This is a genomic window from Gemella morbillorum (assembly GCF_900476045.1).
In the GTDB taxonomy this organism is placed as follows: Bacteria; Bacillota; Bacilli; order Staphylococcales; family Gemellaceae; genus Gemella; species Gemella morbillorum.
The window spans coordinates 1,361,222-1,375,813 of sequence record NZ_LS483440.1 but is presented as its reverse complement, the minus strand read 5'-3'; the positions used below and the strand labels follow the sequence as shown (position 1 = coordinate 1,375,813).

Below are 14,592 nucleotides of genomic sequence, written 5' to 3'. Positions count from 1 at the left end.
CTACAACATTATTATATTACAAAAGATTAAAAAAATAAAGATAAAAATGATAATTAGTCTCATATAATGGCTAAAATAGGCAAAATTTACTACAAAATTTCACAGTTAGTTCACAATTTAGACACAATATTAGTGTTTTTTATTTTATAAAATATAAAAATATTATTATTAAAACTTTTTTTGTATTAAACCAATATCATTTATACTAAAGTTGTAAACCCTTAAACTAATTTGTTGACATTTATTTTTTTCTGTGCTACGATTTAAAAATAAATAGAATAAAATCACTGGGGGAGCCTGTAGGCTGAGATAACACAGTTAGACCCTTTGACCTGATCTAGATAATGCTAGCGGAGGAAATGTGAATGGATATAATTAGGATTATTCTAGAAAGAATAATCTCGTATTTGTAATATATTTTTCATAGTTCTCTTACGTTAGTAAGGGGCTTTTTTATGTATCTAAAGTGATATTATTTTATACAAAAATTAAATATACTGAGGGGGATACACCTATGAAACTTATTACTGAAATTATGGAAGAGAAGGCATTGCCGATTGTTGATAAAATATATAATGATGGTTTTATTCAAGGCTTAGTTCATGCTAATTTATCTAAGGAAGCAGTTGTGCATTACCTAAAAGCTGATGCTCTTTATTTGGATAACTTTAGTGATATTTATGCAATGCTTTTGGCAAAAAGTAATGATAAAGTTGAAAAAAACTTTTTCCTAGGTCAAATTAATTTTGTATTAAATGAAGAAATCGCAGCTCATAAAAATTTAGCTGATTATGTAGGAGAAGATTACCATGAAATTATAAAAGGAGGAGAATGGTATCCGTCTGCAGATCATTACATTAAGCATATGTACTATAATGCATTTGCATTCGGTATGGCAGAAACATTAAGTGCAATGGCACCGTGTCCTTGGATTTATAAGATGGTAGCTAGAAAAATTCTTGCAAATCATAACTTAGCTGAAGATCATCCTTTAAAATTCTGGGTAGAGTTTTATGCTGATGGTCTAGTAGATGAAGTATTAACAGAGTATTATAAAATTATTAATCGTGAAGCTGAATTTATGAGTGAAGAAGGGAAAGCCCGTCTTGTTAAAAATTTCCTAGAAAGTTGCGAACATGAACGTCGCTTCTTCAACATGGCTTATACACAAGAGCGTTGGGATTTAGAGGTGTAGATTATGACAAAACTAAATATTGCTTTAACTATCGCTGGGACTGATCCAACGGGTGGAGCTGGTATTATGGCTGATTTAAAAAGTTTTCAAGCTCGTGAAGTTTACGGTATGGCTGTAGTTACTAGTGTAGTTGCTCAAAACACTTTAGGTGTTCAAATGATAAGAAACTTAGAATTAGATGTATTAGAAGCACAATTAAAAAGTGTATTTGATGATATAATGCCTAATAGTATAAAAACTGGAATGATAGCAAATACTGATATGATGAAATTAATTAAGAGATATTTACCTAAAGATGTTCCTTATGTTGTTGATCCAGTAATGGTTGCGACAAGTGGAGATAAATTGATAGATGATGTCGCTAGAAAACATCTAAAAGAAGAGATACTACCACTTGCTACTATTATTACACCGAATGTACCAGAAGCAGAAGAAATAGTTGATTTTAAAATAGTAACTGAAGACGATGTAAATCGAGCAGGGAAGTTTATTATCGATGAAGTTGGATGTAAGTCTGTAGTTATAAAAGGTGGACATCTAACAGGTGAAGCGAAAGATTATTTGTTCTTGAATGATGGTACTAAGAAAGTATGGACTAGTGAAAGATTTAAAACTAATCATACACATGGAACAGGATGTACATTCTCAGCTGTTATTACCGCTGAATTAGCAAAGGGAAAAAGTATAGTTGAAGCTGTAGATATTGGGAAAAAATTTATTACTGCAGCGATTAAAAATACACCGGGAATAGGTCATGGTAATGGACCTGTAAATCATATTGTGTTTAAAGGAGATTTATAAATATGACCAGTTTAAAATTATTAAAAGAAAAAGCACCATTAGTGATTTGTATAACTAATGATGTAGTGAAAAATTTCACAGCAAATGGATTAGTAGCATTAGGTGCTTCACCAGCTATGAGTGAATATAAAAAAGATTTGGTAGATTTACTAAGATATGCAGGTGGACTTTTAATAAACATAGGGACGTTGACAGATGAAAATTGGAAGTTATATCAAGATGCATTAAAAATTGCAGAAGAGTATAATGTACCAGCTGTATTAGATCCAGTTGCTTGTGGAGCTGGAGAATATAGAAAAAAAGTAGCTCAAGATTTAATTACTAATTATAAATTATCAGCTATAAGAGGAAATGCAGGAGAGATTGCATCTTTAGTTGGCATAAATGTAGCCTCTAAGGGAGTAGACAGTGCTGGAGTCGATAATATTGATGAAATTGCGTTAGCAGCAAATGAGAAATTTAATATTCCTATAATAGTGACTGGAGAAGTTGATGCTATTGCTGTTAACGGTGAGGTAGTGACTATCCATAACGGAACTGCAATGATGCCGAAAGTTATTGGAACAGGGTGCTTATTAGGAGCAGTTCTAGCAAGTTTCATAGGATTAGAAAAAGGACAAGAATTAAAATCTTTAGAAACAGCAATGTTAGCATATAATATTGCCGGGGAAATGGCAGAAAAGCGTCCTAATGGACATCTACCAGGAACGTTTAAAGTTGAATTTATTAATGCGTTATATGAAGTTACTGATAAAGATATAGAAACATTTAAAAAGGTGAAATAAGATGTTTAATAAAGAACTATTAAAATTATATTTTATTTGTGGAACGACTACTTGCTTAGGTAAGGATTTATATACAGTTGTTGAAGATGCTTTAAAAGGTGGTATAACTTTATTTCAATTTCGAGAAAAAGGTAAAGGTGCTTTAGAAGGTAAAGAAAAAGTAGAACTAGCAGTAAAAATTCAGGATTTATGTAAAAAATACAATGTACCGTTTATCGTAAATGATGATATAGAGTTAGCATTAGAAATAGATGCTGATGGGGTTCACGTTGGTCAGGGAGATGGAAATATTGAAAAAATTAGAAAGTTACTTCCGGATAAAATAATAGGTTTATCAGTTGGAAATGAAGAGGAGCTAAGAGAATCTAAAATAGAATTTGTAGATTATATAGGAGTTGGGCCTGTTCATAGTACTATCTCAAAAAATGATGCGGGGGGAGATATAGGTTATAAAGGGTTAAAAAAAATGCGTAAATTAGCTCCTGAGATACCCATAGTCGCAATAGGGGGGATAAAAAAAGAAGATATTAAAAATATAGCAGCTATCGGAGTAGAAGGAGTATCTATTATTTCAGCAATTTCTTATTCAGAGAGTATAAAACAAACAGTAGAGCAGATGATTAATGAATATAAAAATTATGTGGAATAAGATAAGGTTATATAGTTTCTATTAGAATTTGCCAAACAAGGTGTTTTCAAGTATAATTAGTGTATAAATTATTTCGCTAAGTGAGGGCTAAACTTTATGAAGGATATAGTATTAATTCATGGCACATGGTGTGACGGAAATGTTTGGGGAGAGTTCAAAAATAAATTAGAAGAATTAGGACTGCGTGTTCATACACCCTCATTACGCTATCATGATTTGCCTTATGAAGAAGTAGAACAAAAAGTGGGACGTGTAAGTTTAGGAGAATACACAGATGACATTGTAAAATTAGTAGAGAGTTTAGAAGAACCGCCCTTAGTATTAGGTCATTCCTTAGGTGGATTAATAGCACAACTTGTTGCTGAAAAAACAAAGGTTTCCGGTCTTATCTTAATGGGAACAGCTCCTGCTGCGGGAATATTTGCTTTTTATCCTAGTATGGTAATTTGTTTTTATAAACATTTCTTACGATGGGGATTTTGGAAAAAACCTATGCCACCGTATAAACATGCATTTTGTGATTATTGCATGAATAATCAAGATTCAAAAGACAAGGAGCTAGAGTTTGCAAAACTAGTTCCAGAATCAGGATTCACATATTTCCAAATGGCTTTACCTTTTTTAGACAAACAAAAAGGAGCATATGTTGATTTTAATAAGATACATGAACCAGTGCTTGTAATCACAGGAACTGATGATCGCATGGTTAGTCCGAACATTGCTAAAGCAACTGCAAAAAGATATAAAAATTCTAAACTAGAAATCATACAAGGTTCAGATCATATGTACGAAGCACCGAAGTTTCGGGATGTCACAGTGAAAATTATAGATACTTGGTTAGAAGAAAATTCATTAAAAATCTAATATAAAAAAGAATACATAAAAATTAAAAGCTGTTACAAAAGAATAATTAATCATAAAAATAATTGAAATCTTTTTAACAGTTTTAATTTTATTTTCTTTTTTGTCCTCTCAGTCTACACAATTGTACTATGCAAACGATTTCCTTTGATAATAGTAAGCTAATATATTTAAAATTTTTTTTGAAAAAGTGTTGACATAAAAAAAAATAAATGTTATTATCTACTCAAGTTCAAAAATTACCAATATTCAAATAAGTATCATATACGAACTTTTACAGAGAGTGTGAGTAGGTGAAAGCACACAATGCAGATGATATGAGAAAATGGTTTGAATGGTAAAAAAAGTGAGTTTTAAAACACAAGCTTTTTTCGTAGGCGTTACGTTACAAACGCACATTATTCTGGATAATTCTAGACGTATCCATTGTAGTGAAATGAGTTCGTAATTTACGAAAAAGTAAGGTGGTACCGTGAAATTAGTTTCGCCCTTATTCTCTTAGGAGGATAAGGGCGTTTTTATTTTACTTAAGCTCGAACAATAAATTATAATCTAAACAATAAAAGGAGAAAATGATAATGAAAAAACTATTATTATTAGTAACAAGCTTTGTGCTTGGATTTGTATTAATCGGATGCTCTAGTGCATCAAAAGAAGAGAAAAAAGGAATTGATGTTGAGAAATTAGATCCGAAAAATCCTGTAACTATAAAAGTAGGAGCATCTAATGTTCCACACGCAGTATTATTAGAACATGTTGCACCGCAACTTGAAAAAGAAGGTATTAAATTAGATATCATTACATACCAAGACTACTATATTCCAAATAAAACTTTAAATGATAAAGAAATAGATATTAACTATTTCCAACACGTACCATTCTTGAAAAACGCTATAAAAGAAAATGGTTATAAAATTGAGGATGCTGGTGCAGTTCACTTAGAACCAATAGGTCTTTACTCTAAAAAAGTTAAAAATGTTAAAGATCTTAAAGATGGAGCAAAAGTATTAGTAAGTAATAACAAAGCTGAATGGGGAAGAGTTCTTAAACTTCTTTCAGCAGAAGGATTAGTAAAAATCAAAGATGGAGTAGACCCAGTTAATGCTACTTTTGATGATGTAGTAGAAAACCCTAAAAACTTAAAATTCAGTTATGAAAATGATCCAGCATTAATGACTCAATTCTATCAAAATGGAGAAGGTGATTTAGTATCAATCAATGCTAACTTTGCAGTTGATGCAGGACTAAATGCGGCAACAGAACCAATTTTAGTAGAAAAAGCTACAGATGATAATCCTTATGGAAATATTTTAGCAGTTCGCCAAGGTGATAAAGATAAACTAGTTGTTAAGAAAATTTTAGCAGCATTAAAATCAGAAGACACTCAAAAATTCATTAAAGAAAAATGGAATGGAGCAGTATTACCTGTTAAATAATGTTAGCTAGTAACACTATAAGTTCGTATAGAAAGCAAATTGCAAAAAATAAATATACCTATATTTAGATATAAGTATGTTAATATCTTAAATAAACTTTAACGAGTGACTCGGAAAAATTGATTTGAAATCATGATTTTCGAGTTGCTCTTTTTTGTTGTTTAAAAATAAGCATATAATATAGTAGAAAAAATAAAACGAGGTAGAATACTACCTAAGCATGTGATAAAATAAATATAGGGAGTTTTTTAAAATAGGGAGTGATATAATGGAAACTTATATTTATAATATTGCTATTTTGCTGATAGGTCTTATTTTTGCTAGTGCAACTAAATGTCTAGTTGATAGTGAAGAAAAAAGAAGTTTTTTAACCAGACGAAGTCAATGTTCAACTTGTAAAAAAGAATTAAATTTTCTAGATTTAATTCCAATAGTAAGCTATTTATTTAAACTTGGACGATGTAGTTACTGCAAAAGTAGGATACCTTTTGATATCTTTTTATATGAATTTTTCACGTTAATTGTTTTAATTTTTTATTTTATTTTTAATAAGTATTTTATTTTTCTAAATTTATTTTATATTAGCATTCTAATATATCTAATATTTATAGCGATAGAAGATGTTAGATGTCTAGAAGTAGTAGATGAGTTATTTTATATTTTTTTGTTATTGAATATAGGATTATTAATCTTTAATTTTCATTTTTTTGATATTTTTGAATGGTCACTATTAGTTGTAATCTATCATGTTTTATACTTTATTACACGAGGAAGTCTAGGTTATGGAGACATAAAAGTTTTTTGCGTTTTAGTACTTAATCTAAATTTTTTTGAAGGGATATATTTATTTGCTTTTACATTTTTGTATGCAGGATTTTTTGCATTAGGGATACTTGTTTTTAAGAAAGTAAAACGAGGGACGAAAATTTCATTAGTACCATTTATAGCATTGGGTTATTTTAGCGTACTTTTAATAAGGGAGGGAATACTATGGTAAAAGGATATATGATAAAAGAATTTTGTAAAGAAGATAGACCACGCGAAAAGTTGAAAAAATATGGCGCATTTTCTTTAAGTGATAAGGAAGTTTTAGCTATTTTACTTAGAACAGGAACAAAAAATAAAAATGTTATTGAGCTAGCTTCATCAATATTAGAAGATGTTGGTGGTATAACAAAATTACGAGAAACAACGTTTAATGAACTTGCAAAACACAAAGGAATAGGAGAGGAGAAGGCGATTCATATTTTGGCAAATATTGAGTTTGCACGTCGTATTTACTCAACTGATATACCGGATATAAAGTGTAATAGTCCAGAAGTTATCGCAAGGTTTTTGAAATCATCATTGGAAAATTTGACGCAAGAGTTTTTTATTGTTTTAGATATAGATACTAAGGGGAAAATCTTAGAAAAAAGAGAAGTGTTTAAAGGAAGCCTAGCAATGTCAGTAGTGCACCCTCGAGAAGTTTTTAAGAATGCAATAAAAAATAGCGCAGCCAGTATCGTTTGTGTACATAATCATCCAAGCGGCGATCCTACACCTTCAATAGAAGATTTGCTGACAACTATTAATTTAATAGAAGTTGGCGATGTAGTAGGAATAGAAATGCTAGATCATATTGTAGTGGCTAAAGAAGGTTATGTTAGTATAAGGAAGATTTTAAACTATTTTAACTTAGAGAATATTGATTATAAAAATAAAGAAGTTACGAGGGAACAACTTCAATTTATTTTGAAGAAATATAAGGTAGTCAATAACTTTTAAATATTAAGATAATTTATAAAGTGTATAGGTGTAGCAAAGAAAGATAAAAATGAATAAGAATCACCCAAAAAATAGTCAATCTGTGTAGTGTTACAATCTAATCTAAAGCAGTCAGGTGAGTTTCATAGCCGGCAAAAAGCCCTATTAATATACCTTGATGATGGTTTTTATCTGTGTTATAATACTAATAAATGTGGTGAGATAATTTAAAACTAGTTATAAAATATCTTTTAATAATCTAAGTATTTGAAATTAATAAAGAGGAAATAGAGAATATCAGTAAAAAGAGTTTTACGTATATAGGACTAGATTTACTAGTAGACTGCTTACTTATTCAATTTATTCTCATATAAATACTTTTGATTACTAGTATGTACAAAAAAATTATGAAATGAGAGGTGTAATATATGAGTAGAAAAAATTTTATTATACTTAATATAATAGAAAGTATATTGTGGATTGGGGCAATGGTTATAGGATCTATGTTGGATAGTAAATTATGGGTGACAATCAGTATGTTAATAATATTGATTAGTTTATTACATGCAGCTTATGTTACGATAGTAAAAAAAAGTATAAATCTTTTAGCTGGAATGACAGAAGAACAAGCTGTAGAAATACAAAGAGATCCAGAAAAATTAAAAAAATATGAGAGAATAACTCAAGTGATTGGAGTTACTATTTTAGTAGGTGCTTTATTTTTAATTTATCTTATTTATGAGTATAACGTGAAATAAACAAGACAAATTAATTTATTTCACTAAAACAAATGAAAAAGTAGACAATAAAGAAAAGATTAAACTTTTGGGATAATATAAAGATGTATTTTAAAGGGGCTAAATTAAAGCCATAATTAAAAGTATAATCTAAACTCTCTATATATTCTTAAGATATAATTAGTAGGTGATAACTAATGAATAAAAAAAATATATTTATTTAACAGCAACGGCAGGAGTGGTTAATTTTGTATCATATTTTTTTATAGGGGATATCAATATTTGGACGATGGTAACTTGTCTTTTATTAACTATATACTTTATATATACATCGTATCTTTTGCTATTTAAAAAAAGCTATAATTTATTAGCAGGAATGACTGAAGAGGAGTTGGAACGCATTCAAGAAAATATAGAAGTTAAGATGAAGTATGATAAAGGTTTAAAAATAATAGGATATTTAATTTTTATTGGAGGGATAGTAGTTTTATTTCTAGGTTTAAGTTATTTATTTAAGTAGAAAAGATAATAATTCATAAAGGAAAAAGTGTAGAAATTTAGGGTGTATAATAATTAGTGTGGAAAGATAAAAACCACGCTAATTATTTTTTTATTTTAATAAGAAAGTAATTAGAAACAAATAATTGTACATTTAATTATTGAAAAAAGCCTAATCAATAAAAGATTAGACTTTTAAATAAAGATTATCTGATTATTAAAATAAAATGTTTATCAGTTTAGCGATTGGATAAAAATTGATTTTAAGTTTAATAAATAGATAACTTATGTACTCTAGAATGAATACATATTATTAATATAACATTAGTAATGAGGAAAAGCAAGTATTCCTATATCAATCTTGCAGACGGAGAAAACGCTAGTTCTATAGTTTTAATTATTTGAATAGGTTGTATGACTTTAAAGTGCGTTAATCGGTCGAACGGTAGTTTATAATTAAGCGATAAAGTAATTCGCCATGATGTTAAACTAGCGACAAAAATTACTCGCAAAGATGTTATAAAATATCAAATATGTATTAATAAAAAACTCTTTTCTTTTTATCACTAATAAAATTAAGAATATCTTTTAAAATCCCTAAAATTAAAATTTTAGGCATTTTTTATTTGTGGTTAAAATAATGAAAAGAGAAATATTTTAAAAGATCAAGTTAGAAAAAATAAAATAAAATGAATAATAAAGGAGATTAAAAAATAATGAGATTTAATAAAATAGTAGTTGATGTAGAAAAGATGTTAGGTAATTTAAAATTTACAAAATCACGTTCAAAAGATAGATACGGATTTCCAGGTCAAAAAGAGTATATAGTAACTTTATATTCTGATAAAGTAGGGGAAACTTTTGACGTTGTTTTCTTAAAAGAAGTTAATTTTGAGCCTGATACACCAGTTGAATTAGTTGGTGAAGTAACATTAAAAGTATCAGCAGTAGAATTAAAACAAGGTGAATTAGAAAGAATCGACCTTTTACATAAAATTTCTGCTGAAGATATTAAGCGTAAAGGTTCAGCAGTAGTTGGAAATGATAAAAAGTAATTAATTTAAAATAAGAGGTTATATAGTTAAAACAACAATATAACTTCTTATTTAACAAATTATTATTAGTTGGTAAAAAATAAAAAAACTGCCGAAAAGTAGCTTGCGAGTAAGTACGTGAGTACGGGCGATAAGCCCGCACGCAACAAGGACGAAACAAGCAAAAGCTACTAGGCAGGCGTGCCTTTGGCACGCTTAACCCCCAACTAACTAATAAGGGGGGTTAAAATAAAAAAAGTATAAATGGTGAATGATTAAAACGTTGATATAAAGCGATTTTTACTTTAAAAGGATTATACTTTATGAAAAATTATATTACAATTTCTGAATGTGATGATTTTTGTAGTTTTATAGATTATAAAATTTCAAAAATCGGACTTAGAAAATTAATTGATAGGTCTAATCTATCAACTAAGAAAGAAAATAATATAATTTTTGTTGATAGATTAGAGTTTGTAGAATTAATACTAAAAAAAAGATATGAAAAAACTAAAAAAACAGTAAAATCTAAAGTAGTAGATATAACTGATAAAGTGAATGATAATCTTTTTATAGGTTTGGATTGGTTTCAATGTACATTTTATGCAATGAGAAAAAGTTATTTTGAAAAAAGAGATGTTATTAATATGTTTTCTACATTATTAAGAATAAGTGAAAATGACATAGTATATTCTGAAAAAAGATTTTATAATTATAAGTTTTGTTTAGAATATAAAGGAATTAATTTATTTTTTGGTGATGAAAGTTATAATCATTGTAATTTACAAATAACTGGTGAGGGTTGCAGGCTTTTAGATGAATTATTATTTGAAAAGGAAGAAGATTATTTTGATTTCTTTGATACAGTAATAGCTTATAAAGGTAAAATTACTCGGTTAGATATTGCTATTGATGATTTTTCACCTTTATTTGAACTAGAAGAGTTAGAAAAAAAAATACGTGAACATAATGAGTTAATTGTTACAAAATTTCAGAGTTTTAATTTTATGCATGAAACAAAAAATGGAGTTTCAAAAGGAATGACTATTTATTGTGGAAGTAAGAAAAGTAATTTGTTTTTACGTTTTTATAAAAAAGGAATACAATTACAACAAGAAAATGAAGAAATTGATTTAAACTTTAACAGGTTTGAAATAGTAATGAGAGATGATAAAGCAAATTCATTTTTTAAGCAAATTTCAAAGTCAAAACGATTAAAAGAAAAATCAGTATCGGTATTAAATAGTTATTTTTCAGTATTTGAAACAGAGGAAAAATTAAAATATTGGGATAAATGGGAACAGTTGATTCAAGGTTCAATGAAATTTAAGTTTGAAAATGTTAAGAAACAAAAAACAATAGAAAGAAAAAAATCATTTTTAATAACACAAGCCTCTACTTCTTTAGCGTTAGTTCTGCAAGCTGATCAAGAAGCTAAAGAAAAAGGATTGTTAAATAAAGATTATGATACGATAGGCGAAATAGTATCTTTCGCAAAAATTAATGAAAAGGAAAAGGAAAAGTTAATAGAAGATTACATAAACAAAAAACAAAAAGTTATAGAAAATTTATATTAAAAAAGCATTGGTACATTATATTAATGTTTTTTATTTTTGCAAAAATAAAAAAAAAAGAAAAAGTGAGGACAACAATTATGAATAAAACAACAAAAATTATTTTAACAACAGTTATCGCAAGTGCAGTGTTAGGTGGAACAGGAGTAGTTAAGGCTTCTGATGATGAAGTAGTAAATAAACCAGTAGAAGATGTACAACCACCAGTAGTTGATGATAAACCAGTAGTACCAGAACAACCAAAAGAAGAAGGTGAAAAGCCTAAAGATGAGGTTAAACCAACAGAACCAACTACACCAGAACAACCACCAGTAGTTGATGATAAACCAAAACCAGAAGAAAAAGACAAAGAAAAGGAAACTGAAAAACCAAAAGAAAAAGATGCAGTAGAAAAGGAAAAAGAGAAAGAAAAAGAAAATAAACCTGAATTAAAACCAGAAGAAGAAAAGAAAGCTGAAGAAGATAAGAAAGATATTCTTGAAAATAAGAAAGATAATACTAAAACATTAAAAGAATTTAATAATGTAGTAGATATTACTAAAGATAAAGATGAATTAAAAGGTGTTATTGAAAATACAGATAAATTGACACCAGAACAAAAACAAGTTTTAGGACAAAAATTGCAAAATGCTAATACATTAGCAGAAATTAAAGAAGTAAAAGAACTTGCTAAAACAGGAGAAGCAACAACAATTTTATCAAGTCTTTTAGGTGCATTAGGATTAGTATTAGCAGGATTATTAAAAAAAGTTAGATAATAAAAAATTTTATAGAAAAAAGATAGGAGTTAGAAAAGAATATTATGAGTACACAAAAATATACATTAAGAAAGAGCAAAAAATATAAAAACTTGGTATCGGTAGGATTAGGATTAGCAACAGCAGTAGCAATAGGACTAGCAACAGACAATGAAGCCTTTGCTAGTAATGAAGTAGTAAATAATTCTACAGTTGAGAGTATTAAACAAAATGTTGAAAAAACTGAATCTAAAGTAGTAACTAAAGAAGAAGTATCTACAGCAAAATCAAATTTAGATAATGTAAAAGGTCAAGTAAAAGAACAATCAGGTATAGTAGATAGTATTAATAAAGAATTATCAAAAGTAACGAAAGAAAAAACTGAATTAGAGAAACTTTCAAAAGAATCTACACCAGAAAATATCGAAAGAACAAATAAAGATATAAAAAATAAAAACGAAGAAATAGAATCAGAAAATGAAAAATTATCAGTTTTAAAAGGTCAAGAAGCAACAAAACAGCAGGAAAAACAAGAAGCATTATCGAAAGTAGAAAAAGCTAAAAAAATATTAGAACAATCTAAATTAAAAACACAAGAAGCAGAATCTAAATTACAAAATGCTAAAGATATATTATCTGGAACTAATGCAGATAAAGTAATTAAAGCATTAGAAGAAGCTAATAAAAAATTAGCTTTAGCAAAAGAAAATGTTGTAAATAAAGAAAAAGCATTAGAAGAAGCTAAAAAGCTTGATAAAGAAAGACAAGATAAAATTGATAATTTAACTTCTGAAAAAGATAAATTAGAAAATCAAGTATCAGAACAAAAACAAGATTTATTAGTAAAAACACAAGAGGCAGAAGCAACTCAAAAAGCATTAGAAGAAGCTAAAAAAGAGCTAGTTAAGGCTCAAAATGATGTAGATAGTATTAATAATATTGTTTTAAGTGATGAATATGTGCAGGCTTTAAAAACTTATATGGATTATAGTTTACCTGAATCTACAAGAGATAAAGCTAAAGAAGTATTAAAATCAGAAAATGAAAAATTATTAAAATTAAATACTTATAAGAAAAATAAAAATGATGATGATACATTGTTAGATGTAAATAATTTATCAGATGAAGTAAGAAAAGAATTATCATTATTTGCAAGTGATTTAGTTAATCAAATTAGAAAACAATTCGGTACTAAAAATACTGTAGTAACAAGTTCAGCTATAGATTTTGCTAAAAAAGTAGCTGATGAATATGTTAATAGTAATTTTGGTGTATATAAAGGTCATAATGAAGCTGGCATATCAAAAGTAGCTAGTGAGTATGGAATGAGTCAAGGTCAGTTTTATGAAAATCTTTATGGTATATCAAATACTGATAAAAAGCTTTCAAAAGGTGCATTAAAAGAGTTATTGTATAATGCTGTTTTAAAATTTATGTTAAATGGTACAGAATGGTTGCACGCTCAAAGTATTGCAGGGATTAATTATAATAATCCTCAAAAAGATTATTTAGGTGTTGATTTTTCTGTTTCACAAGGTACAGGAGTTCATTTTATTACTGTAAGTGAAGAAGAAGTTAGAAATTCAACTAAAAATAATTTTGATGTAAAAGAAATACCTCAAACTCGTACACCAGAACAATTAAGAGCAGTATTAGATACAGCAAAATCTGATTATGATATAAAAGATAATAATAATATTCAGAAACAACAAGCAAAAGAAAATGCAAAAAGTGTATTAAGTGTTACTCAAAATACTTTGAAAGAAGTTGCAAATAATTTAAATAATGTATTAGCAACAAAAGAATTAACTCAACAAGCAGAATTAAATTTAAAAGAATCACAAAAAGAATTAGAGAAAAATACTGAAATTCAGGAACAAGCACAAATAAATTATGATAATTTAAGTGCAGATATAAAAGTAAAACAACAAGCATTAGAAGTAGCAGAAAAAGAATTAAAAGAAATTAAAGAACAACAGCAGGAAAAACAAGTTGTTTATGATAATGTTGTTTTTGATTTTAATAGATTAGAAGCAGATATAAAAGTAAAACAACAAGAAATTAAAGAGCAACAGCAAGTAATAGGTAATTTAGAAAATAAATTAGAGGAAACAAAAGTTTATTTAAATAAATTACAAAATGCTCCTGCATTGTTAGAAGAAACAACAAAACAACAAGAAATGTTAGAAGCAAAATTATTAGTAGAGAAAACTAAATTAGAACAATTAAAAGTTCAAGAAAAAGAATTACAAGATAAATATACGTTGTTGTTATCAGAATATAATAAACAACAAAAATCATTAGAGTTAGAAAAATTAGCAAAAGAATTAAAAAATAAAGGTAATTTAGAAAATAATAATGTTTTAAGTTCAGGTTCTCTTGCTAAAACAGGAGAAGCAACAACAATTTTATCAAGTTTTTTAGGTGTTCTATTGTTGATTTTAATATTTGGACTATATAGAAGAAATAGAATTTAGTATTTTTTAGAACAAGGGTAAGAGAAAATTTTACCCTTTTTTTAAATTATTCACTAAAGTGA

14 protein-coding genes and 1 riboswitch are annotated in these 14,592 nt (G+C 27.8%); all 14 genes read left to right on the top strand.

The genetic code is table 11. The annotated features are described in order from the left end of the window. Positions 1-279: 279 nt before the first annotated feature. Positions 280-377: riboswitch (TPP riboswitch) on the top strand. Positions 378-514: 137 nt separating this feature from the next. Further along, positions 515-1,195 (top strand): thiaminase II, encoded by a 681-nt coding sequence (gene tenA / locus DQN46_RS06635; RefSeq protein WP_111743461.1) that lies wholly within the window; start codon positions 515-517, stop codon positions 1,193-1,195. A gap of 3 nt (positions 1,196-1,198) precedes the next feature. Continuing rightward, a complete protein-coding gene (gene thiD, locus DQN46_RS06630; RefSeq protein WP_004632737.1) occupies positions 1,199-1,996 on the top strand; it encodes a bifunctional hydroxymethylpyrimidine kinase/phosphomethylpyrimidine kinase in 798 nt (265 codons plus the stop codon). A gap of 2 nt (positions 1,997-1,998) precedes the next feature. Next, positions 1,999-2,781 (top strand): hydroxyethylthiazole kinase, encoded by a 783-nt coding sequence (gene thiM, locus DQN46_RS06625; protein WP_111743460.1) that lies wholly within the window; start codon positions 1,999-2,001, stop codon positions 2,779-2,781. A gap of 1 nt (position 2,782) precedes the next feature. Continuing rightward, entirely contained in the window at positions 2,783-3,430 is a 648-nt protein-coding gene (gene thiE, locus DQN46_RS06620; RefSeq protein WP_111743459.1) for a thiamine phosphate synthase, read from the top strand. Between the two features lie 96 nt (positions 3,431-3,526). After that, on the top strand, positions 3,527-4,294 hold the full coding sequence (locus tag DQN46_RS06615; protein WP_111743458.1) for an alpha/beta fold hydrolase: 768 nt from the start codon (positions 3,527-3,529) through the stop codon (positions 4,292-4,294). Positions 4,295-4,869: 575 nt separating this feature from the next. Continuing rightward, on the top strand, positions 4,870-5,727 hold the full coding sequence (locus tag DQN46_RS06610) for a MetQ/NlpA family ABC transporter substrate-binding protein (RefSeq protein WP_004632733.1): 858 nt from the start codon (positions 4,870-4,872) through the stop codon (positions 5,725-5,727). A 268-nt stretch (positions 5,728-5,995) separates the two neighbouring features. After that, entirely contained in the window at positions 5,996-6,724 is a 729-nt protein-coding gene (locus tag DQN46_RS06605; RefSeq protein ID WP_170120640.1) for a prepilin peptidase, read from the top strand. After that, the gene (gene radC / locus DQN46_RS06600; RefSeq protein WP_111743457.1) at positions 6,718-7,494 is read left to right on the top strand and encodes a RadC family protein; all 777 of its coding nucleotides are present in this window, start codon (positions 6,718-6,720) and stop codon (positions 7,492-7,494) included. The genes DQN46_RS06605 and radC overlap by 7 nt, the downstream gene beginning before the upstream one ends. A 407-nt stretch (positions 7,495-7,901) precedes the next feature. Continuing rightward, complete coding sequence (locus DQN46_RS06595) at positions 7,902-8,231, top strand: hypothetical protein (RefSeq protein ID WP_111743456.1); 330 nt, start codon at positions 7,902-7,904, stop codon at positions 8,229-8,231. Positions 8,232-8,499: 268 nt separating this feature from the next. Next, positions 8,500-8,730 carry a hypothetical protein gene (locus DQN46_RS08575; RefSeq protein ID WP_111743455.1) on the top strand — a complete coding sequence of 77 codons (231 nt, stop codon included), beginning with the start codon at positions 8,500-8,502 and terminating at the stop codon, positions 8,728-8,730. Positions 8,731-9,424: 694 nt separating this feature from the next. Then, positions 9,425-9,763 carry a DUF961 family protein gene (locus tag DQN46_RS06585; RefSeq protein WP_111743454.1) on the top strand — a complete coding sequence of 113 codons (339 nt, stop codon included), beginning with the start codon at positions 9,425-9,427 and terminating at the stop codon, positions 9,761-9,763. A gap of 302 nt (positions 9,764-10,065) precedes the next feature. Next, positions 10,066-11,319 carry a replication initiation factor domain-containing protein gene (locus DQN46_RS06580; protein ID WP_111743453.1) on the top strand — a complete coding sequence of 418 codons (1,254 nt, stop codon included), beginning with the start codon at positions 10,066-10,068 and terminating at the stop codon, positions 11,317-11,319. 77 nt (positions 11,320-11,396) lie between these two features. Next, complete coding sequence (locus tag DQN46_RS06575) at positions 11,397-12,074, top strand: LPXTG cell wall anchor domain-containing protein (RefSeq protein ID WP_111743452.1); 678 nt, start codon at positions 11,397-11,399, stop codon at positions 12,072-12,074. 44 nt (positions 12,075-12,118) lie between these two features. Then, a complete protein-coding gene (locus tag DQN46_RS06570) occupies positions 12,119-14,530 on the top strand; it encodes an SEC10/PgrA surface exclusion domain-containing protein (RefSeq protein ID WP_111743743.1) in 2,412 nt (803 codons plus the stop codon). Positions 14,531-14,592: the final 62 nt, after the last annotated feature.

What these genes read in the sequence shown, in the direction of transcription:
- tenA (WP_111743461.1), top strand. Translation starts at nt 515, where the DNA reads ATGAAACTTATTACTGAAATTATGGAAGAGAAGGCATTGCCGATTGTT.
- thiD (WP_004632737.1), top strand. Translation starts at nt 1,199, where the DNA reads ATGACAAAACTAAATATTGCTTTAACTATCGCTGGGACTGATCCAACG.
- thiM (WP_111743460.1), top strand. Translation starts at nt 1,999, where the DNA reads ATGACCAGTTTAAAATTATTAAAAGAAAAAGCACCATTAGTGATTTGT.
- thiE (WP_111743459.1), top strand. Translation starts at nt 2,783, where the DNA reads ATGTTTAATAAAGAACTATTAAAATTATATTTTATTTGTGGAACGACT.
- DQN46_RS06615 (WP_111743458.1), top strand. Translation starts at nt 3,527, where the DNA reads ATGAAGGATATAGTATTAATTCATGGCACATGGTGTGACGGAAATGTT.
- DQN46_RS06610 (WP_004632733.1), top strand. Translation starts at nt 4,870, where the DNA reads ATGAAAAAACTATTATTATTAGTAACAAGCTTTGTGCTTGGATTTGTA.
- DQN46_RS06605 (WP_170120640.1), top strand. Translation starts at nt 5,996, where the DNA reads ATGGAAACTTATATTTATAATATTGCTATTTTGCTGATAGGTCTTATT.
- radC (WP_111743457.1), top strand. Translation starts at nt 6,718, where the DNA reads ATGGTAAAAGGATATATGATAAAAGAATTTTGTAAAGAAGATAGACCA.
- DQN46_RS06595 (WP_111743456.1), top strand. Translation starts at nt 7,902, where the DNA reads ATGAGTAGAAAAAATTTTATTATACTTAATATAATAGAAAGTATATTG.
- DQN46_RS08575 (WP_111743455.1), top strand. Translation starts at nt 8,500, where the DNA reads ATGGTAACTTGTCTTTTATTAACTATATACTTTATATATACATCGTAT.
- DQN46_RS06585 (WP_111743454.1), top strand. Translation starts at nt 9,425, where the DNA reads ATGAGATTTAATAAAATAGTAGTTGATGTAGAAAAGATGTTAGGTAAT.
- DQN46_RS06580 (WP_111743453.1), top strand. Translation starts at nt 10,066, where the DNA reads ATGAAAAATTATATTACAATTTCTGAATGTGATGATTTTTGTAGTTTT.
- DQN46_RS06575 (WP_111743452.1), top strand. Translation starts at nt 11,397, where the DNA reads ATGAATAAAACAACAAAAATTATTTTAACAACAGTTATCGCAAGTGCA.
- DQN46_RS06570 (WP_111743743.1), top strand. Translation starts at nt 12,119, where the DNA reads ATGAGTACACAAAAATATACATTAAGAAAGAGCAAAAAATATAAAAAC.